Below are 21,593 nucleotides of genomic sequence, written 5' to 3'. Positions count from 1 at the left end.
GAAGCTTCGAGATCGGAGGCAGGCATGAGAAAAGGGCTATTTTACGGATTGTTGTTCACTTCGCCCGCCATACTCGGGTTTATCATTTTCACATTGGGTCCCATGATCGCCAGCTTGGCGCTGAGCCTGACGGATTATAACGTATTCAAAGCGCAAACCGCATTCGTCGGAATCGATAATTATACGAAGCTGTTCTCGGGTGAAGACGAACTGTTCTATAAATCGCTTGGCGTAACTTTCTACTTCGTCGTTTTGCGGGTCCCTGCCGTTATTATCGTTTCATTCGTCATTGCCCTGCTGCTTAACTTGAACGTCAAGGGAAGATCCATCTTCCGCACGATCATCTACCTGCCCAGCATCGTGCCGGCGGTCGCGTCGGCGATGATCTGGATGTGGCTGCTGAATCCCGATCTGGGCCTGATCAACACCGTTCTCGGTTGGCTGCATTTGCCGACGGGCAATTGGCTGTACTCGGAGGGCAGCGTCATCCCGTCCGTCGTCATCACTACGCTGTGGGGGATCGGCGGGACGGTCATCATTTTCCTCGCGGGGCTGTCGGGCATTCCCAAGCAGTATTACGAGTCGATCGACGTGGATGGCGGCGGGTGGTACAGTAAGCTGCGCCACATTACGATTCCGATGGTCACGCCGACGATTTTCTTCAATACGATTATGACGATCATCGGATCTTTCCAGGTGTTCAACGAGGCTTATATATTAACGCAGGGCGGACCGAACAATAAGAGCTTGTTCTATGTATTCTATCTCTGGCGAACAGGCTTCCGGGATACCGAGATGGGATACGCGTCCGCGCTGGCATGGGTGCTGTTCGTCATCATCCTCATTTTCACCTTTTTTGTATTTAAAACCTCGAAGTCATGGGTGCATTACGAAGGAGGGGAGCGTGCGTGAGGCAATCTAGACTGGCGCTTACCGCAGGTTATACGGCATTATTGCTGATCTCGGCCATGTTTATCGTTCCGTTCCTTTGGTTGCTGCGAAGCTCGCTCATGAACCTGTCGCAAATCTTCACCATGCCGCCGGCGTGGATTCCAAAACCGTTCCAATGGGACAATTTTCATCGAGCGCTAACGGTTCTGCCGTTCGGCACCTTCTTTACCAATACGCTGATCATCGTGGCCGGCGTGCTGATCGGCACTGTACTGACGAGCAGCATCGCGGCGTTCGGGTTTTCGCGCATTCAATGGAAGGGAAGGGACGCCGTATTCGGCATCCTAATGTCCAGCATGATGCTGCCGGCGGCCGTCACTCTGATTCCCAGCTTTCTCGGCTGGAAAATGCTCGGCTTCTACGACACCTTTTACCCGTTGATCGTGCCGGCCTATTTCGGCGGCGGCATCTTCAATATCTTTCTGCTGCGTCAATTTTATTTAACGATTCCGCGGGATTTCGACGAAGCGGCCTTCGTGGACGGCGCGACTTATTTTCAAATTTACAGGAGCATTATTTTGCCGCTCAGCCGCTCGGCCATTATCGTAGTCGCCTTGTTCAGCTTTCTGGGCTCGTGGAACGACTTCATGGGACCGCTTATTTATTTGAAAAGCGACAGCCTGTTTACCCTTGCGCTAGGCCTGCAAATGTTCCAAGGCTCCTATTCCGCGCAATGGGATCTGCTCATGGCGGCTTCGGCGGCCGTCGTGCTGCCCTGCGTCATCGTATTTTTAGTCGGGCAGCGCTACTTCCTTGAAGGGATTACGCTGACCGGTCTTAAAGGATGAAATAACGAAGGAAGGAATAACCCGAATGATACCGACAGAAGCACCGCTTTTGAATTGGCAGGGCGTTCCTTTTACGAAGGTGACGATCATTGATCGTTTCTGGCGTCCGCGTCTTGAAGTGCTGAGCAAGGTCACGATCAAAGCCTGCCTGGAGCAATGTGAAAAAACCGGGCGTATCTCGAACTTCGCCAAGGCTGCCGGTCTCATGGACGGCGAGTTTGAAGGCATCTATTTCAATGACTCCGATGTGTACAAAGTGCTGGAGGGCGCAGCCTATCTGCTGATGTCGGATCGGGATCCGGAGCTGGAAGCGGAGATCGACCGGATCATCGAGCTTATCGCCGCCGCGCAGGAACCGGATGGCTATTTGTGCACCTACTTTACATTAGTTGCGCCGAAGAGCAAATGGACGGATATGGAAAAGCATGAGATGTACAACGGCGGTCATTTAATCGAGGCGGCGGTTGCGTATTTCGAAGCGACGGGCAAACGCAAGCTTCTCGACGTCGCATGCAGGATGGTTGACCATTACGATCGCGTATTCGGTCCCGGAAAGCGTCACTGGGTGGAAGGACATGAAGAAATCGAACTGGCGCTCGTGAAGCTGTATCGTGTCACGCAGGAGGAGCGTTATTGGCGGCTTGCGCTTTGGCTGCTGGAGGAACGCGGTCACGGTCACGGAAAAGGCGAGATATGGGATAAAGAAGAATGGGGGCCGGCCTACTGCCAGGACGACGTTCCGGTTCGCGACATCGAGAAGGTGACCGGGCACGCCGTCCGCGCCATGTATCTCTACACGGCAATGGCGGACGTCGTCCACGCGTCGGGCGATCCGGCCTACGTGGATGCCTTGCATCGGGTATGGGCGCATACGGTGGAGCGCAACATGTACGTGACCGGCGGGATCGGACCTTCCAAACACAATGAAGGCTTTACCTACGATTACGATCTTCCGAACGAGTCGGCCTACTGCGAGACTTGCGCCGCCATCGCGATGGCGTTCTGGAATCATCGGATGAACCTGCTGTTCGGCGACGCCAAATATGCCGACGTAGTGGAGCGTGAGATGTACAATGGCGCTTTAGCCGGCATCTCGCTCTCGGGCGACAAGTTTTTTTACGTCAATCCGCTGGCGTCGAAGGGCGGCCACCACCGCGTAGAATGGTTCGGCACGTCCTGCTGTCCGACGAATTTGGCCAGATATTTGCCTTCCATCGGCCAGTATGCCTATGCCAGGACCGACGACGGGCTCGCCGTCAATCAGTTCATGAACAGCGAAGCGGAATTCGAGACGGGCAGCGGGCTTGTCGTGAAGCTGAAGCAATCGACGAACTATCCGTGGGACGGCAGGATCGAGCTTGCGGTTCACCCTGAACGAGAAGAGAACTTCGTCATTCGATTGCGCGTGCCGGATTGGTGCAGAGGCTACAAGCTAAAGGTCGGCGGCGAGAGCCACTTTGGAGCCGGTGCGTTGACGGACCGCGGCTATCTGATCGTGGATCGCAAATGGTCGCAGGGAGACGTCATCGTCCTTGAACTCGATATGCCCGTAGAGGTCGTTCGCGCCAGGGAGGAGGTCGAAGCCGATCGCGGTCGCCTTGCCATTCAGCGCGGTCCCATCGTGTATTGCGCAGAGCAAGCCGACAATCCGGATTTGACCTACGATACCTTTACCCTTTCTGCCCGTGAGCCGCTGAATATCCATTACCGGCCGGACCTGCTTGGCGGCGTAACCGTATTGACGCGCCGAGCGGAAGAAGGAAAGCCTTGTATAATGATTCCTTATTATGCGTGGGATAACCGGGAAGAAGGCTTTATGGAGGTGTGGATTCGAGAGGCGGAAGATAGGCGACTGTATCTCTATTAACGATCGACATAAATTTGCTTTCCATTTTAAAATGGAGGGATTTATGTGATGAAAATAAAAATGTTCAGTTGCCGAACGGCGACGTGCTTGTCGGCTCGCGATCGGTCATATGGGGGACCTCCTAAATCATATCCCAGCGGGTGTCGACGGATTACGGCGTCACCTGGGGCAACGAGATTTGGGTCGCCTGGGATTCGAACAACGCGGCCGCAAGACCCGGCATGCCTGTGTGGACCAAGATGAACATTGGACAGTATATGGTCGTCTTTGAAGTATGCGGGACCGACAACTGCAACATTCATTACAAAACCTCGATGGATGGAACGACCTGGTCAAGCGGGATCGGCAGAACGATCCCGGGCCAATACTCGGCGCCCTTCTTGCTCTCGTTGCCCGACGGTCAGCTTGCCGTTACTTCCAACAGCGGAAATCTTTCCTTCAGCGACGACTACGGCACTTCGTGGTATTTAAACGGAGCTGCGCCCTGGACCCCGTTCGGCAAGGCATGGAGCAGCCTTTATATGACGGGCCCAAGTGAGATCGCCGCCATGACGAGCGTGGACCAGGGAAGCTATCGAAGCAACATTCAGTTGAAATTCGGCACGTTCGTAAGTAAAGGTTATGTGAAAAACGCCGGGTTCGAGGAAAACACCGGTCAAACGCCAATCGAGGACGGCAGCCGCGTGGCACACCCGAAAGCGGACATTCGCGACCCGGAATCCGACGTGCGACAGCGATGGCTGTAGCAGGGGGGAACGGCGCACTTAAGAAACAAGCAGGTTGAAACAAAATAACGCCATGCGCACTCGAAGCGCATGGCGTTATTTGTACGCAATCAGTAAGCACGGTCATTTATGAACGCGGCTTAAAGCGCAAATTGTATTTGAAAGGCGGCCAGAACATCGTCAATTTTCATGTTATCTGCAGTAGGTCCGTTCAGCATCCAATGTCGGGCGGACATTTTGTACACATGACCTTGCTGTACGGCAGGGATCTTCTTCCAAACAGCTAGGTTTTCGACTTCGGTCAGTTCATCAAGAGCCGCCGTTGCTTCATCCTCGGAATCGAAAGATCCGCCTGCTGTTACGAATAAATAGTCCGCACTCAAATCGGGCAGCGTTTCAAGCGATGCTTCAATGCCCCAACTTCCTTCTTCCTCTTTTTCTTGCAATTTCGCCAGAACGGGATCCAATGTCATGCCTAAATCTTTGTAGGCAATGCTTGTATAGGAGAATGCCGGGAAAAATAGTTGAACATCTTTATTCGACGGTCGAATAAAAGCTATCGTTCGATCAGCTCCAATTTTTGCAATGATAGCCGCTTTTGCCTTGCTCAGCTTTTCATCGTAGGCTTGGATAATGGATGCTGCCTTGTCTTCGCGGTTAATGGCCTCGCCGATGGCGATTATGGAGCTTCTCCAGTCGCTCCGATCGTAGACGATGGTTGGTGCGATTTTGCTTAGCTGATCGTATGACGCTTGGTCCGATGCCAAGAGATTGGCAACAATTAAGTCAGGCTTGGAGTCAAGAATGGATTCAAAATTTATACTGCCGGGCGTATAAACGGACGGAATCTTTTTTTCCTGTAATCTATCATACAAATATTGTCCCTTCAAGGACTGGGCATGTACCATTGGAGCATCAAGTGCCAGCATAATGTCTTCCAGCCCGTTCACGGCGATACGCTGCGGGTTGTTCGGAATTTCGCTTTTTCCCATCAGATGCTTAACGACCTTGGTCTGCAATTGGTTTTGTGCAACAGTCGTTGATGTCCCGGACGCGACAGCCAGATCGGTCGAACCTGTTGAATTTGTACAGCCGCCGAACAGCAATGCCATGCAGAGCAGCATCACTGTGCCAACCGACATTTTTAAATCTTTCATCATCGTTAAATCTCCCTCTGGTTCGAAATGAGAATCATTATCATTATATTGGCGGCTGTTGTGACGGACAATGGCTTGGTCTGAACGAAAAAATGGACTTTTCTGAACTGATTTTTCCGTTGCCAATGATCTGAAGCGCAGGGGAGGCAAACCGGTTTGTTTTTTGAACACACGACTGAAATAGTAGACATCCAGATAACCGATGCTTGATGTAATTTCTTGCAGCGTTGCCTTTGTCTCCGACAAAAGTCTGATGGCTTGTGCGATTCGGATTCTGGTCAAATATTCTATCGGCGTCGTTCCTCGTTGCTGCTTGAACAAACGGGACAAGAAGCTAGAACTGCAGCCTAGCCGTCCGGCAAGCCCTTCAACCGTAATGGGCTCCGAATAGCTTTCCTCTATGTAGCGCATAGCTTGGGACACCAGGTCGACTCGCACCGCAACCTTCTTTTGCGCAGCCATCTGACCAAACAATTCGGATGCGAATTGATAAAGTACACCTTTTGCATACAGCCTATCCGGCAGATTATACTTGCTCCAGCTTTGCTCCATCGTCTGGATTTTCATATGAAGGGCAAGCGGATCATGAGGGACGAATTCATATTCCATGCGGAAAGGGTTGCTGTACTTCATCAGCCGATTCAGGTAGCGGTTTCCGGAAAAAGCCATCAGCGCCTTGTATAAAACAAGATAGTATTCAAAGTTATCCTCGGACGAGAATACATCCAGACGCATCCCTTTACCGCCATGAAGCAGATGAAAACCATTGACGGTATAACCGTTTCCGTTCAGCAATACCTGTCCACGCCCACGCGTCATCCATAGAAAAGCGCTGGAGGGCAGCTTGTAATTGCGAAGCTCGTCTCCTTTGGCCATTTTCTGATGTCTGATATCGAGCAGCTTGACGCTGGCTTCGTTCCACAGCAATAGACGGTCATTCCAAATCAAATGAATCACTTCCTGATCATGGCGAGTTATGGATCTATATAAGGCTGAGCCTCATTATAACTGAAAATGATTCTCAATGTTGCGATTTAAAGTTTGAATGCATCAATTGGATTTATTGATTAGTCAATCGCTTCCATGGAGACGTACAATGGAATAAAACCTACTGAATTAATAGGAATATAGGGCGAATAGGAGAGAAACGAAATGGCGAATCGCAGGCAGATCAAGTTCGGCGCGGCGCTTCATGGCGTAGGCGGCAATGTAAGCGGATGGAGGCATCCCAAGATTCAAGCGGATGCAAGCGTCAACTTCGAGCTTTACAAGAGCTGGACGCGCAAGGCCGAGGAGGGCAAGCTCGATTTTATTTTTATCGCCGACGGCTTGTTCATCAACGAGAAATCGATTCCGCACTTCCTGAATCGCTTCGAGCCGATCGCGTTGTTAAGCGCGCTCGCTTCGCAGAGCGCTAACATCGGACTTGTCGGGACGTTGTCGACGACCTACAGCGAGCCGTTCACGGTCGCGCGCCAATTCGGCACGATCGACAAGATCAGCGGCGGAAGGGCCGGCTGGAACATCGTCACCTCTCCGCTCGAGGGGACGTCAGCCAACTTCAACAATAAAGCGCATCCCGAGCACGACCAGCGCTACGAGATCGCGGCGGAATATCTGGAAGTTACGAGAGGCCTGTGGGATTCCTGGGAGGACGACGCCTTCGTTCGCGACAAGGAGACCGGCGTTTTTTTCGATCCGGAGAAGCTGCATACGCTGAATCACTCAGGTCGTTTTTTCTCCGTCCAGGGGCCGCTTAATATCGCGCGTTCTCCTCAAGGCCAGCCGGTTATCTTCCAGGCGGGATCGTCTGAGGTCGGTAAGAACTTCGCCTCGAAGGAAGCGGACGCCATCTTCACCGGACACGAGACGATCGAGGATGCGGTCTCTTTCTATAATGACATCAAGAATCGCGCGCGCGCGTTCGGCCGTTCTCCGGATGAAGTGCTCGTGTTCCCGGGCATCGGACCGATCGTGGGCGAGACGGAAGCGGACGCCGAACGGAAGTACCGGGAGATCGCCGAGCTTGTCACCGTCGAAAAGGCGCTGGAGCACCTTGGCCGGTTTTTCGAGCACCACGATTTCAGTCAATATCCACTGGACGAGCCGTTCCCGGACATCGGAGAGCTGGGGCGCAACAGCTTCCAGAGCGGCACCGACAAGATTAAGGCGGATGCCAGGGCCAATGGCTGGACGCTGCGCGAAGTCGCACTGCGTGCGGCGACGCGGCGGAGCGAATTCATCGGGACGCCCGCGCAGGTGGCGGACCGGATTCAGCAATGGTTCGAAGCCGGCGCGGCGGACGGGTTCATTTTGTTCGAAGCCGTTCCCGGAGGGCTGGAAGATTTCGTTGACCTGGTCGTTCCGATCTTGCAGGAGCGCGGATTGTTCCGCACGGAATACGAGAGCGACACGCTGCGCGGCAATCTTGGCCTGCCCTTCCGGGAAAATCGGTATGTGAAGGAGAGCGCCGGTATCGGAAGCTGACAAGCGAAGGAAAAGGCGCTGCGACACCGGCTCTCCAGATGAGGCGTATCGGAGAGCGATAACGAACAGGAGGCGTCGCATTGCCCGATTGGAAACGCAACATGTATCTGCTTTGGTGCGGCCTGTTTATCAACGGCATGGCGGCCACGCTATCCACGCCGTTCTACCCTTTGTTTCTGCGACAGGACCTTGGCGTATCTGAGCATGTCGAGACGTGGGCCGGCGTCGCGATCTCCATCAGCTTCCTGGTGAGCGGCTTATGCGCGCCGTTCTGGGGCTCGCTCGCGGATCGCTTCGGCAGCAAGCCGATGTTGATCCGTTCGGGAATCGGGCTCGGACTCGCTTTTATCGCCAACGTCTTCGTCTTCGATCTGATCTCGTTCCTGGCCGTTCGCGTCTTCCAGGGCGTCATGGCGGGCTTCTATCCGGCATCCATGACGCTGGTCGGGACCAATACGCCGGAGAAGCATGTCGGGTACGCACTTGGCGTCATGTCGACCTCCACTGCGGCAGGGAGCATCATTGGCCCGCTGGCGGGAGGCTTAATCAGTACATGGATCGGACTGCGGGGATGCTTCATCCTCTCCGGTGCGCTCATGATCCTATCCGCGTTGGCCGTCATCGGCGTCCGGGAGGCCAACCGACGGCGCGATACGGTCCGAACGACCATTCGGCAAGACTTGCGGCAGGCGGCGAAGACGCCCATGCTGCTTCGTATTTATGGCATCATCGTAGTCGTCACGGTGTCGACCTACATGCTGGAGCCGCTGCTGTCACTCTATGTCGTCGAACTCGGCGCGGACGAAAGCGATGCCATGCTTAGCTCGGGGATCGCATTCTCCGCTGTAGGGCTGGCTACCGTATTGACCGGCGCCTTCTGGGGACGAATGGGCGGGCGTTGGGGTTTGGGGAAAACGCTGATCGTCGGCCTCGTAGGCGGCGGGATCGGCAGTCTGCTGCAGCTGCTTGTTCCCGGCGTTGCGGCCTTCACCGGCTTGCGCTTCGGCTACGGCCTTTTTTATGCGGCCGTCTTCCCGTCGCTTAACGCGCTGATCGTGCGATTCGCCGACAGCGACTTTCGGGGAAGAGCCGTGAGCCTCAGCCAATCGGCGAACATGCTTGGCTTCGTCCTCGGACCGATGCTCGGCGGCATCGTAGGCAGCGCCTTTGGCATCTCGCTCGTCTTCGCGTTGACCGGGGGCGTCCTGCTTGGCGCGGCCTGGTTCATCAAGGCAAGCCGATTCGACCGGGCAGCAGTTGCGCGAACGGGCATGGCCGCAGGTGAGTCTGCGAATGCTGCCAATTCAACGTAAATTGTATACAAATTAGGCCAGCCCAATCGTCAAGAAAAATGACGATTGGGCTATTTACCATCAAACATGACCAAATGGCCGGGCTCAATAGCAGCGCCCAAGAGACGCTATACAGAGCTATTTTGCGGAACCGCGTCGTCAATCGAGCGAAAGAGACGCTGTACAGAGTTATTTTGCGGAACCGCGTCGTCAATCGAGCGCAAGAGACGCTGTACAGAGTTATTTTGCGGAACTTCATTCAATCATACGGCTGCGTCTTACATCTTGATCGACCCGCTGGAAATGCCTTCGACGAAGTTGCGCATGAGCAGCGAGAACAACAGCAGCAGCGGAATGGCGGCGAGCAGGTAGGCGGCCATCATGCCGCCGTAGTCGCTGAGGCCGTAGTTGCCGGCGGCGGCCTCGAACGCGACGAGCGCCATCGTGACCGTCTGGTGGGCACGGTTCAGCAGCAGCGAAGGCAGGAGGTAGTCGTTCCACAGGCTGGTTATATTGATGATGGCGACCGTCGTGCAGATCGGTACGGAGAGCGGCAGCACGATGGTCGAGAAGATACGGATGTTGCCGGCGCCGTCGATGCGAGCGGCTTCGAAAATCTCGTCCGGCAGCTGCTCGAAAAACGTCTTGAGGACAAAAATGCTGAACGCCTGCCCGCCGGCGATATACGGCAGGATGAGCGCCAGATAGCTGTCGCTTAAGCCGAGCTTTTTGATCTGCAAATAAAGCGGAATGAGCGTCAGAAAGCCAGGAATCAGCAGGAGGCCGAATACCAGCAGGAACAGCGTGTTTTTAAGCGGGAAGCGCAGCTTGGAAAACGAGTAGGCGCTCATCGCGGAGAAGGCGACGATGGCGACGACGCTGGCTGCAATGATGATGGACGAATTGTACAGCGACAGGCTGATTTTCTCCCAGGCGACGCCGTAATTGCTCCATTGCAGCGCCTGGGGGAAGGACAGCGTGCTGGACGCGAATTCGAGCGGCGTCTTGACGGAGTTTTCGAGGATAAAGTAAATGGGCAGCAGGTTGAACACAAGCAGCAGCAGCAGCAAGAGTTGCCCCGCTCCTGGCAGGCGGAGAGCGCGCATCGGTTGGACCTCCTGTCCTCAGGTATCGGATTTGACCAGCTTCATGTTGACGAGCGTCAACAGCAGGATGACGACGAACATGACCAGCGCAATCGACATGCCGTACCCGAACTCGCCGTTGACGGTAGAGACGTTGTACATGTGCAATATCGGCACGTAAGTGGAGTAGCCGGGACCGCCGTTCGTCATGATGAGCGGCGGAATGATGTTCTGCAGGCTGCCGATCAGGGTCAGGATGATGATCAGCCGCAGCTGTGGGAAGGAAGAAGGGATGTCGATCCGCCATACGCGCTTCCAGCCCGTTGCGCCCTCCAGCTTGGCCGCCTCCAGCACCTCGGTGGAGATGCTCTGCAGACCGGAGTAGAAGATAAGCAGATTAAACGCGCTGATCCACGGGAATCCCATCAGAATGATCGAATAAAGCGCGATATTCGGATTGCCGAGCCAGAGCTGCTTCAGCGAACCGAGTCCGACCAGCTCCAGCAGCTGATTGATGGCGCCGTCCCCCTGGTACAGAAAACGCCACAGCAATATGGTGACGATGCCGGGAATGACGATCGGTACGACGAACAGCGTCCGGTAAATGTACTGCGCGCGCTCGCGCTTCAGCTGGAAGATCAGCTCCGCGACGAGAAACGGCGGCACGACGGCCAGTACGATCGACAGAACGACCCAGATCAAGGCGTTGATCGTGGATTGCCGCAGCACCTCGTCGCCCATCAGGCGGACGAAGTTGTCCAGTCCGATATAACGCGGCGCATTGAAGCCGTCCCAATCGGTGAAGGCGCCGATCAGCGCCTGGTAGACCGGGTAGTACATAAACCAGAACAGGAAAATAAAAGTAGGCAATATAAAGGCGTACCCGGTCAGCGCGGTTTTCAGCTTTGCTTTTCCGGTCATGCGGCATTCGTCCTTTCCTGGCTTCCGGGGATGAAAAAAAGGGGAGCGCTGCGAAACTGCGGCCCCCTTTTCACTGCATCCGCGCAGCGCCTTAGTATTTTCCGAGATCGACGCTGTTTTTGGATTGGTATTCCTTGATCGCCGAATCCAGCTCTTTTTGCACGTCGGAGGTGGCTTTGGCAAGATCGATATTGCCGCTCAGGTAGAGGCCGAAAATGCGCTGCATATTTTTGTTCAGGTTCGGGGAGGAGCCGCCGACGCCGAGCGCCTTGAGTTCATTGGACGCCTGGTTGGCGAGCTCGGTCATGCTCTCGGCAGGCTTCGTGTCCGGCCAGGTCGGTACGAAGGTGCCGTGCTCGTTGACGATGCGCTCGACATTCGCCGGCGTGCCGACGAATTGCAGCCAGTCGATGACGGCGGCTTGCTTGCCGGCTTCCTTCATCGAGGCGTCGGCTTGCTTGGTCGCGACAGCGAATTGGAAGGCCGCGTTGGGACCGCCGACCGCGCCGGAGGCGTCGGTGCCTGTCGTGTACGGCGTGTCCGCCTGCGTCAGCACCGGGAAGTTGAACGAACCAAGCTCAAAGCTGACGTTGGCGTCCTTGGCGTTTTCCGGGAGCCAGCTGCCGTCGTAGAAAATCGCGGTTTTGCCGGCCAGGAAGTCGTTGCGGGCGTTGCTGCCGACGACGCCGGGCTCGGACGACAGATAGTCGGGCTTCCAGTTGTCGGTCAACGATTTGAACATCGGCCACCAGCCCATGAAGCGCTTGTCGGACGTGTTCAGCATGCCCTTGGCGATGGCGACGCTCTGGTCCAGCGAGGAGACGCCTGGGCTCTGGTCAAAGCCGGCGATTTGCTCAAATTCCTTGGCGTAGAAGTCGGACAGGAAGTGACGCTGGAACCAGTCGTAATCCGGCGCTTGCGACATGGCCGTAATGCCTGCGTCCTTCAGCTTCTTAGTTGTCTCGATCAGCTCCGACCAGTTGCCGGGCGGCTGGGAGATGCCCGCTTTCGCGAACAGGTCCTTGTTGTAGAAAAACGCGGTCGCGACATAGTCGCCGTTGATGTTGTAGCTCTTGCCGTCGGGAGACTTCGTCTCGCTCACGACGGTGGCGTTCATCGCCTCGCCCCAGGTGGCTTTGCCGGGAATGTACGGATTCGGCTGGCTGAAGTAGGCGGTCAAGTCCTCTGCGATGCCCTTGGGAAACGTATTGTTCAGTTCCGCCCATTGGCCCCAGAAGACGTCGAACAGCTCGCCGGCGGCGGCCTTGACCCGCACCGTTTGCGTGTAGTCCTTGAACTCCTCGTCGATGAATTCAATCTTGATGCCGGGGTGCGCAGCTTCGTACTCGCTGGCGACATCCTGCAGTCCCGACTGCTGCTTCAGACCGGCAATGTTTTTGGAGTTGGGCGTGTAGGACTGGGCGTACATCGTGATCGTGCCCTTCCAGCCGCCGGCCGCGCTGCCGGTCGAACTGCCCGCCGTGCCGCTCGCTGCAGGCGTCGTCGAAGCGGCTTGTCCTTCTTCGGCGTTGTTGCCGCCGCAGGCGCTAAGCACGAGACCCAGCGCGATTAAGGCCGCGGAGCTTTTGGCGAATTTGTTCGTCATGGTGGCCATCCCCCTCGAGACTGTTTTTTGAAAGCGTCATCATTCCTGACTCCATCTTAGTTCAGGCCTGCCGGGCTCGGTAGTGGGAGAGATTTTACTTTCGGATGAATTTTTTTACCTTACCGCGCTCAGCAACCGTGCCGCTTTTTGTACTCGGTGGGGGAGTACGAGGTGTATTCCTTGAATACGCGGTAAAAATGCTTGAGGTCGGCATAGCCGATCAGCTCGCTGATCTCCTGGAGATTGCGCTCGCTCTGCTCGATCAGCGTCTTGGCCCGCTCCATCCGGCATTCCTTGAGGAAGACGACGAAGTTCCGTCCCGTCTCGTATTTGAAGCGGCGGCTGAAGTAGCTGGCGTTCATGCCGAAACGGTCGGCGACGGACTGGAGGCTGACGCCTTCGGAAAGCGATTCCGATACGTATTGCTGGACCTGCTGCAGCAGCGGGACTTGTTGCTCGCTCTGCTCTTGGGCGATCGTATGGGCGAGCTGAAGGAGCAGCGTACCGATCATGCCCATCAGCGAATCGCGCGTCACCGCCGTCTCCGCCGCTTGCAGCCAGTCCTCCAGCGACCTGCCGCTGATCGCGGACAGATTCAGATCCATCAGCCGGAGCTGCGCGCCGAGCCTCAGCAAATAATGGGTCGTGGTCCGGCGCAGCTCGACCGGCATCATCCGATCCGCGCCCGTCAACCGTTCGAAGATTGCCAGTGCCTCCTCGCCATTGCCGAGCAGCAGCTGCGCAAGCGACAGCTCGATTTGCTCCGCCGGGCCCGAGGACAGATTCATTTTTTTGTCGGCGCGAAGTTCCGGAAGCGACAGCAATTGTCCGCCGCCGCAGACGAGCAGGTAGGTAACGGCGAGCGAGGCGTCACGATAGGCGTTGGAAGCAGCGGCGAAAGGATATAGCCCGCTCATGCCGATTGTCGCGGCACGCCCGAAGCTTTGCTCGATCGCCTGCTTGAGCGCTGCGGCCCGGCCGCGGGCTTCGGAGGCGAAGGCCGCAGCGCCGGCCGGCCGGCTCATCAGCACGACGACCTGGCCGATGTGGTCCTGCAGCACATAGCAGTGCGGGTCTTCGGCGCACCATTCCTGCACGAACTTGGTCAGCGCATAGCGGAACAGCTCCTCGTCGGACGGGCGGAAGCGCTGCGGCTCGATCCAGTCGGGACTGACGGCCAGTACGATCAGTTCGTGGCCGTCGCGGTCGTGAAGCGGCGGATAGCCGGCCTCGACGAGCAGCTGGGCCAGCTCCTGATCGTCCTGCCCGAAGAGGAAATGCTGATAGTACAGCTTTTCGGCCAGCGGCGCGGCTTTCTTGAGCGACTGCTCCAGGGCGTCCAGCCTGGCCCGCTCGCTGCGTTCGTGATCGATGGATTGCGCGATCTTGTCCAGCGTCTGCAGCAGCTCGCTGCGGTCGAGCGGCTTGGTGATGAACGCCGCTACGCCATGCTCGATCGCCTGCTTGGCAAGCTGGAATTCCTGATAGGCGGTCAGCAAAATGCGGTGGATCTGCGGCGCCTCGGACGCAATCCGCTCGCAGCATTCGATGCCGGTCAGTCCGGGCATCCGGTAGTCGAGGATGATCAGATCGGGCTGCAGGCGGTCGATCTCCCGCAAGGCGGCTTCGCCGTCTTCCGCTTCGCCGACGAGCTCCCAGTGCGGCGCAAAACGCTGCAAAATTTTACGGATGCCTTGACGAATCGAGGTTTCGTCATCCGCGATGATAACGCGATACATAGCGTTCGACCTCCCTTTCGCTCGCAATATGGGGCAGCATCAAAATGACCTCCGTCCCGTGACCGGGCCGGCTGTCGATGTGCATCGTATAAGGAAGTCCGAAATAAAGCTGAATGCGGGCAGCAACGTTGACCAGTCCGATGCTGCCGCCGTCGTGCTGAGGCTTCAGCGTCTCCACGCCTGTCTGGCGCCGCAGCTCCAGCAGGCGGTCGATCGGGATGCCCAGGCCGTCGTCCGCGACGATTACTTTGACGGCGTCTGGCTCCGAGGCGATGCTGACCGTCAGCTTGCCTTTGCCCTGCTTCATTTCCAGCCCATGGTAGAACGCGTTTTCGATCAATGGCTGCACGAGGAGCCGCGGAATATAACACGACAGGAGCGCTTCCTCGACGCGTACCGTGATGTCGAAGCGTCCGCCGTAGCGGTTTTCCTGGATCAAAAGGTAATTCATCAGATAATCCTTCTCTTCTTGCAGCGTAATGAAGTCGCTGCCGGACTGGAGCGACGACCGGACGAGCTTGCCGAGCGCCGTAATCATGTCGACCGTATCGTCGGCTTCGTCGAGCTCCGCCCGCATTTTGATCGTTTCCAGCGTATTGAATAAAAAGTGCGGATTGATCTGCGATCTCAGCGCCTGCAGTTCGCTTTCCTTGCGGACGATCTCCGCCTGGTACAGATGCCGGATCGTCTCGTCCAGCCGGCGGCTCATGCGTATGAAGCTGCGGATCAGCTGTCCGAGCTCGTTGCGAGGCGGATTGTCGTATTCGATCTGGAAGTCTTCGCGCTCGACGCGCTTGATGAGCGAGATCAGCCGATAGATGGGCTTGGTCATGCTATAGGATATGCCCGTGGATACGGCCAGCGCGATCGCGATGCAGACGAGGCCGATCAGCAGCATGGAGTTGCGGACCGAGGCGATGCCGGATACGATGCGGGATACGGGAACGTAGCCGACAACGGTCCAGCCCATCTTGCCCACGGGATGCTGAACGACGATCGTTTTCCGTTTGTCCAGGTCAATCATCTGCGGACCCGAGCCGCCTTTTTGAAGGCCCGCGACGGAAGCCAGCAGCTCGGGCTTCACCGGATCGTCGGCGTAGACGACCTGCCTGTCCGCATCGAGAACAAAAAAGGAGCCGTTCTTCTCGCTGTTGACGCGGCTCGTAATGCGTTCGATATCCTCCAGCGTAAAGTCCACCTGGAAGTATCCGGCGGTTTTCAGCAAGGTAGAGGTGTAATAAATTCTGCGGACGAGGGAAAAGACCTGGAGGGGCTCGCCGTTCTGAACGAGCTGGCTGGCTTCGGGACGGTGCAGGCTCAGGGTGGCCAATAGCGCGTCGGAGCCATCGAAATCCTCGAACCAGGGCATTTGCTCAATGGAAAGGCCGGGCAGCAGATAGCTGAGACTGTAGATGCGTCTCGCGCCTTCGCCCGGCTTGCTGAAGTACGTTATATTTTCGATGCTGCCCCGCTGCGACTGCCAGAAGCTGAAGTTTTTTTCGAGCGTCTGCTTGATATCCGCGTCTGTCTGTTCTCCGGCGGCCGCACTGGCCGTCAGCATGTCCTGCAGTTCGCGATTGTAATAGGGCATGAGCGTGAATTGCTCCAGCTCGCGGATGTACATCTCGATATTCGACGACGTGCTCACGGCGACTTGCTGTACGAAATCGCTAACCTTATTCTCCATGGCCTGGCTGTAAAGCCGGTAGGCGCCCAGGCCGAGTACGGACATCGGAAGCACGATGAAGATGACGTACGTCAGCACCAGCTTCTGCTTGAACGGCAATATTCTCTTCAATGCGCTTCCCGTCCTTCCGTTCGATAGGCGCTTAGACGCCGCGACTGCCTGGCGATAGTTGTATGTTAACGGGAGATTGTCCAAATCTCAATAGGTGCGAGCAATCCGTAAGACAGCAGGTCGTAGTCTTCCGCCGGCGGCGGTCCCTCGAGCGGGGAACGCTTCCAGGCGCCCGGCCAGGCTGTATTGCGCAGCTTGGCGGCATCGAGATGCGGTCCCAGCAGATTGCGGAAGGTGCCGCTGATCCGGCAATCGAGCGTGTGGACGGCACCCGGACGCACGAGGGAGGTCAGCTCCAGCTCGTCGTCTCGCTCAAGGCCCAGCAAGCCTGCTTGCTCGCCGTCCACCCGTACGGAGAGCACGGCGCCGTTCCAGGCCGGCGCGGTTAACATGACGCGTCCGGCTTCTGCCGGCAGGGTGAACGTATAGCGGTAGCGCACGGCGTCCGAGTAGAACGGGTAGCCCTGGTCCAGCCATGCACCTTGTCCGAGCGGCCTGCCAGCCGCCAGCCGCCAGCCGCCCTGCGGATTCGGCGCGACCGTGAACTGTCCGAACAGATAGATCGGCTCCAGCTCCATCCAGATCGAGAACGGCCGGCCTTCCAGCCGAATCGTGTTGCGCCCCGGCTGCAGCGTATGCGTTATGTCGACGGCTCCCATATGGCGGTCCAGCCGCGAGGTGCCCGGGGCCGCTTCGACCGGGACGCCGTTGACGGCAATCCGATAACAAGCCGGCCGCTCCAGCTCGAGCCGCACCGGACCGATCCCGTCCAGACTGTCGACGTGGAAGTGATAGTCGGCAGTTATCCCGCTCCGCTCGTCGAAGGCTTCGTTGCGATCCAGCAGCCGCCGCTTGAACTGGACGGCATTGTCCCACGGATTGTTGTCGAAGCCGTGATGCTCGAATGCGAATCGTGCCGCGTGAACCGTATGCATGCCGAGATACTGCTTGGTGCCGGCGTAAAGGTCGCAGTGCAGAATCGGGAGCACATTGTCCCGCTCCGGCACGATCTCCGGCGCGGATAGCGCGATCGGCAAGCGCGTCGCTGCGGCCGTATGACGCGGGAACGGCTGCGGCGGGACAGACGCCGTGCTTGCGGTTCCGACGGCGTCTGCAGTCGTCGCGACCGCAAAGCCGCCGGTAGCCGCAAAGTTTGCGAAGTCAGGCGCGGCGTCGTCCTGCGCCGTCTCCTCGAAGACGCGCAGCAGCAGCGATCCCGAAGCGTTCAGCGACAAATCGAGCGTCAAACTTCCGTCGTCGTCCGGCGACAAATCAAGCGCCGTCGCCGAGCCGTCCAAAGGATTCCACAGCACGGCGCGCCGGCCGCGCAGCGTTGCCTTGCCGTCGAAGCGGGTGCTTCGGGAGTTAGTGAAGAAGTATAAGGCGGAACCGTCGCCCAGCTCGCGGCGCAGATGCGCGATTCCGCTCGGCGGCGCCGCTTCTTCGCCGGCGATGCGCAGGCGCGGCGCTGCGAAGGCGGACAGCAGCGCGAGCTGTCCCGCCGCATCCGCCGCCCTGTGCCAGCCGCGATGGCCGGCCAGCGCCGCCGCGTCCTCGCAGCGCGCGCCGTCCACGCGATCGGGCGCCCGGTCCGCCGCCACGACGAAGCCGCCGCCTTCCAGGAAGCGGCGCAGCAGCGCGACGGTCGAAGCCTTCATGTGCGTCATCGCCGCGGGGACGATGACGATCTCGTAGTGACTTTGCCCGACGCGCAGGCTGGACCCCTCGACGTCGGCATGTCTCTCCATGATATATTCGTCGCAAAGATCGTAGTCCCATTGTCCGTCGGACAGCGACTGCACGAACGCCAGCATGTCGACGATGCCCCGCTGGTAGACGGGATCCCCGTCGACAGCCTCGGCCGTCACGACGAAGCTGGACGTCGTCGGATTTAGGAGGGCGATCCGGTTGACCGTACGGCCTTGGGACAGGGCGTACGACAGCCGACCGAAATAATCGTTGAGCTGCGTATATTCGTCCCACCAGGGCTGGCGCCAATCGAACGATTGGGGATGGTCCCGCTTTCTAGCGCCGACGATCGTGCCGTAGGTCAGATGCTGGTTGAGGAAGTTGATGCCGTGCACGTACAGCCAGTCGCCGATCCGCTTGTAGTCCTCGAACGACGAGTCCCAGCCGCCGGCGCCGTACGCCTCGCAGAGCACCCTCTCCTTGCCGAACTGGTTGGCGGCGCTATGCGCCTCGCGGACGGTCAGCAGCGCCGCGGGATCGTTGTAAGCGCCCTGCGCGCGCTGCGCTTCGCTCGGCGGCGCAAACGGCAAGAACGTTGTGCTTGCTGCGTCGGCCCGGAGCAGCTTGGTCTCCAGCAGGTCGATGGCCGGCCAGTGCATGTATTCGTAGAGCGACATGACGGCCGGAGACGTGCGGTGAAACGGATGGGGCCATTGATGTTCAATATAGTGGCCCGTATAGGCGATGCCGTTATCTTCGCACCACTGCGAGATCGGGCGCACCGAGTTGTTCACCCAGAGCTCGCGGATCGTCTCGAAATAGTCGAATCGCACCTTCGCCGCATCGACGGCTGACGCGACTTCGCCGCCGATCGCGGCGTCGCGGAACAAGAAAGGCAAGTAATCGCGCAGATCGTAGCCGTTGCGGCGCTCGAACTCGCCCGCGAACCAGAAGCTGAACGGCAGCGGCGAGCCGTGCTCGAACAGATTGCCCGGCGAGATCTCCGGCTCATCGGTGAACAGCGCGGGGATCAGCGAGCCGAACCGGTCGCCGAAGCGCTCGCGATAGGCCTCGTGCGTGACGGAGAGGAAGCGCGCCGTCACCTCCGGCCGCAGCAGGTCCGCATAGGCGAAGCCGCCGAGCCAGTTGTTCGTCATCGGCGTTCCGAGCTCGAATACCCAGAAGCGGTCGCCGTATTCTTGCCACTGCGTCATCGGCAGCAGCGTGACGTCGCGGACGATCTCCCAGGCCGGCGTCCGGTCAGGCGTTTCCTGCACCGCAAACGTCCTGATCGGATGGCCGGGACGGTTCAGCATCGGCGACGAATTCGCCAGCTTGCGCGACACCTCGTCGGCCCCATATTCGTGGAACAGCACGGAGTTCGCGAGACAGTCGGGCAGCTCCGACGGCACATGTCCGCCGGCAAAGCCGGAGGGATAGGAATTTTCGTCGTAAATGTACAGCTTCAGGCCAAGCCGGGATGCCTCCTCCAGCGCCTCGCCCCATCGTTCGAACCACGTCTCCGACAAATACTCGGTCATGAGGCCCGGACGGGGGTGGACAAAAGCGCCGCCGAAGCCGTGAGAGGCGAGCTCGCGCAGCTGGAAGCGGATCGATTCGGGCTCCATGTCGTCGTTCCATACCCAGAGTGGGGCGGGGCGGTAGATGGCGGCGGGATCGGCGAAGCCTGACAGGTGCTTGTCGGCCGATGTGGCTGGCGAGGCAGATTCGGCAGATGTGTCAGATCTAGAAGATGTGTCAGATCTAGAAGATGTGGCAGATGTGGCAGATGTGGCAGTTGTGGCAGATGTGGCAGATGTGGCAGATGTGTCAGGTGTGTCAGGTGAATGCATGGAGATGCAACCTCCTCGGCGTTGTTTCAGCCAGTTTATCCCGGCGGCGTGCCGACTGTCTTTGCAGTCGCGCCGGGAATGAGGTGCACTTTTGACAGGTGATGCTTTATAATACGCCCATAACGAAAAGGAGCGCCGCGGATGCAAACGATAAAAGGAGTACAGACGATCGACCTGGCGTCGATCCGGCCGATCGTTCACTTCGCCGAGCGCGCCGTGCAGGAGCCGGCTTTCGTCTGGGGGCCGCGCGTCATCCCCGATTGCCAGCTGCTCTTCGTGCTGTTCGGACGCGTGGAGCTGACGCTCGGCCGCAATCGCTATTCGCTGTCTCAGGGCGGATGCGCCTTCTACGGCAGTGGCAGTCCGCACCGCATCGAGACGGCGGCGAACGAGCCGACGGGCTTCTACAGCATTCATTTCGACTGGGACGGCGGTACGCCCGTCTCCGTACATCCCGCTTCCGCTATACGCGCGTGCGACGGCGCGGAGCGGGATGCGGCGCCGGCCGAATACAGGATCGACGCCGGCGAAGGGCGTCCTTCGCTCGCGCTGGCGCATGTCCTGCACGCGCCCGAGCTCGAGCCGTTGTTCCGGCCGATCGTCGACGAATACAGAGAGCAGCGCCCAGGCTGCGAGGCCGCCATGCGCGGCTATATGACCACGCTGCTGGTCGCGCTCGTACGGCGGCAGCTGCAGGAGCGCCCCGATCCGTCGGCGAGGCGCATCGCGCCGGCGCTTGCGGCGATCGCCCGCGAGCCGGCGCGCAGCTGGACGAGCCGGGAACTGGCGCAGCTATGCGGCTACCATCCGACGTACTTTGCCGAGATTTTCAGAGAGGCGACGGGTCTTAGTCCCAAGGTGTATGCGATGCGGGAGCGCATCGCGTGCGCCAAACGGTTGCTGCTGACTGGGGAGCGGATCACCGATATCGCGGATTCGCTCGGCTACGGCGACGTGCATTATTTCTCGCGGAGCTTCCGCGAAGCGACAGGGCTGTCGCCGTCGGCTTTCCGCCTGCGACCGGAGCCCGATCCCGATCCCGATGCCTGATCTCGATGCCGTGTCCGATCCCGTTCCCGGGCCTGAGCCAGAGCACGAACCCGAACCCGAACCCGAACCCGAACCCGAACCCGAGCCCGAACCCGAACCCGAGCCGGAGCCGGAGCCCGAGTAGCAGGACGGACCGGCACAGCGCGGCGAAACTGAATGATGAATGCTTGGCCCGGCCTCGGTCAAGAGACGACAAGACATCATTTACTGGCCTGCTTCAAAAAACGGAGGATTCGTGCGGCGATTCACGGGCACTCAAGCGCGCGATCGACGTGCCGGAGCTTTTCGGAAGTTTGGCGGGCCGAAAACCTGCATTTGTACATGTATTTTCTACCGACTCGCACCACTTGGTGAAATGCCTGCAAATATGCAGGTAAATTCGCAGCACAAGACGGAAACTCGGCTGACGGAGGAAAATACCTGCATTTTCGCATCTTTTTTGTCCAATGAGGGCAATATCGGCAAAAAAAGATGTATATTAAGTCAATTTCATAATTAATTTGGTCATGGAGCCAAGCGTGAGGCCAATGTTGGGGAAGTCCTTTTTTTTGAGGTTAAGCGGCTGGTTTTGCTTCGCGGATGCGC

The 21,593-nt window shown here is 58.1% G+C and carries 14 protein-coding genes; 7 read left to right on the top strand and 7 right to left on the bottom strand.

Translation table 11 applies throughout. The annotated features are described in order from the left end of the window. Positions 1 to 24 precede the first annotated feature (24 nt). The 4 genes from ACFSR7_RS10345 to ACFSR7_RS10330 all read left to right on the top strand — a co-directional run bounded on the left by ACFSR7_RS10345 (position 25) and on the right by ACFSR7_RS10330 (position 4,352). The gene (locus tag ACFSR7_RS10345; protein ID WP_378161204.1) at positions 25 to 912 is read left to right on the top strand and encodes a carbohydrate ABC transporter permease; all 888 of its coding nucleotides are present in this window, start codon (positions 25 to 27) and stop codon (positions 910 to 912) included. A gap of 56 nt (positions 913 to 968) precedes the next feature. Beyond that, entirely contained in the window at positions 969 to 1,739 is a 771-nt protein-coding gene (locus ACFSR7_RS10340; protein ID WP_378161887.1) for a carbohydrate ABC transporter permease, read from the top strand. Positions 1,740 to 1,764: 25 nt separating this feature from the next. Beyond that, positions 1,765 to 3,606, top strand: coding sequence for a glycoside hydrolase family 127 protein (locus ACFSR7_RS10335; protein ID WP_378161202.1), 1,842 nt, complete (start codon positions 1,765 to 1,767; stop codon positions 3,604 to 3,606). Between the two features lie 140 nt (positions 3,607 to 3,746). Next, the gene (locus tag ACFSR7_RS10330; protein ID WP_378161200.1) at positions 3,747 to 4,352 is read left to right on the top strand and encodes a hypothetical protein; all 606 of its coding nucleotides are present in this window, start codon (positions 3,747 to 3,749) and stop codon (positions 4,350 to 4,352) included. A gap of 119 nt (positions 4,353 to 4,471) precedes the next feature. Here the strand turns inward: ACFSR7_RS10330 and ACFSR7_RS10325 are convergent, their stop codons facing one another. Beyond that, positions 4,472 to 6,436 carry an ABC transporter substrate-binding protein gene (locus ACFSR7_RS10325; protein WP_378161198.1) on the bottom strand — a complete coding sequence of 655 codons (1,965 nt, stop codon included), beginning with the start codon at positions 6,434 to 6,436 and terminating at the stop codon, positions 4,472 to 4,474. 204 nt (positions 6,437 to 6,640) lie between these two features. Here ACFSR7_RS10325 and ACFSR7_RS10320 point away from each other — a divergent pair, with 204 nt between their 5' ends. Next, positions 6,641 to 7,975 (top strand): LLM class flavin-dependent oxidoreductase, encoded by a 1,335-nt coding sequence (locus tag ACFSR7_RS10320; protein ID WP_378161196.1) that lies wholly within the window; start codon positions 6,641 to 6,643, stop codon positions 7,973 to 7,975. Between the two features lie 80 nt (positions 7,976 to 8,055). Continuing rightward, on the top strand, positions 8,056 to 9,288 hold the full coding sequence (locus ACFSR7_RS10315; RefSeq protein ID WP_378161195.1) for an MFS transporter: 1,233 nt from the start codon (positions 8,056 to 8,058) through the stop codon (positions 9,286 to 9,288). Between the two features lie 257 nt (positions 9,289 to 9,545). Here ACFSR7_RS10315 and ACFSR7_RS10310 read toward each other — a convergent pair whose 3' ends face one another. From ACFSR7_RS10310 to ACFSR7_RS10285, 6 genes are all read right to left on the bottom strand, one after another. Further along, positions 9,546 to 10,373, bottom strand: coding sequence for a carbohydrate ABC transporter permease (locus ACFSR7_RS10310; RefSeq protein WP_378161193.1), 828 nt, complete (start codon positions 10,371 to 10,373; stop codon positions 9,546 to 9,548). An 18-nt stretch (positions 10,374 to 10,391) separates the two neighbouring features. Then, a complete protein-coding gene (locus ACFSR7_RS10305; protein WP_378161191.1) occupies positions 10,392 to 11,273 on the bottom strand; it encodes a carbohydrate ABC transporter permease in 882 nt (293 codons plus the stop codon). Positions 11,274 to 11,364: 91 nt separating this feature from the next. Next, positions 11,365 to 12,879: an ABC transporter substrate-binding protein gene (locus ACFSR7_RS10300; RefSeq protein WP_378161189.1), complete on the bottom strand. Its 1,515-nt coding sequence runs from the start codon at positions 12,877 to 12,879 to the stop codon at positions 11,365 to 11,367. Positions 12,880 to 13,007: 128 nt separating this feature from the next. Next, positions 13,008 to 14,618, bottom strand: a complete 1,611-nt coding sequence (locus ACFSR7_RS10295) for a response regulator transcription factor (RefSeq protein WP_378161188.1) — start codon at positions 14,616 to 14,618, stop codon at positions 13,008 to 13,010. Beyond that, a complete protein-coding gene (locus tag ACFSR7_RS10290; RefSeq protein WP_378161186.1) occupies positions 14,593 to 16,416 on the bottom strand; it encodes a cache domain-containing sensor histidine kinase in 1,824 nt (607 codons plus the stop codon). Before ACFSR7_RS10290 ends, ACFSR7_RS10295 begins: the two co-directional genes overlap by 26 nt. 65 nt (positions 16,417 to 16,481) lie before the next feature. After that, on the bottom strand, positions 16,482 to 19,733 hold the full coding sequence (locus ACFSR7_RS10285) for a glycosyl hydrolase (protein WP_378161184.1): 3,252 nt from the start codon (positions 19,731 to 19,733) through the stop codon (positions 16,482 to 16,484). Between the two features lie 366 nt (positions 19,734 to 20,099). Between ACFSR7_RS10285 and ACFSR7_RS10280 the strand changes: the two genes are divergently transcribed. Further along, the gene (locus ACFSR7_RS10280; protein WP_378161182.1) at positions 20,100 to 21,008 is read left to right on the top strand and encodes an AraC family transcriptional regulator; all 909 of its coding nucleotides are present in this window, start codon (positions 20,100 to 20,102) and stop codon (positions 21,006 to 21,008) included. Positions 21,009 to 21,593 lie beyond the last annotated feature (585 nt).

The organism is Cohnella sp. GCM10020058 (genome assembly GCF_042683485.1).
Classification (GTDB): Bacteria; Bacillota; Bacilli; order Paenibacillales; family Paenibacillaceae; genus Cohnella.
The sequence above is the reverse complement of the archived record's forward strand: the minus strand, read 5'-3'. Positions and strand labels throughout refer to the sequence as shown.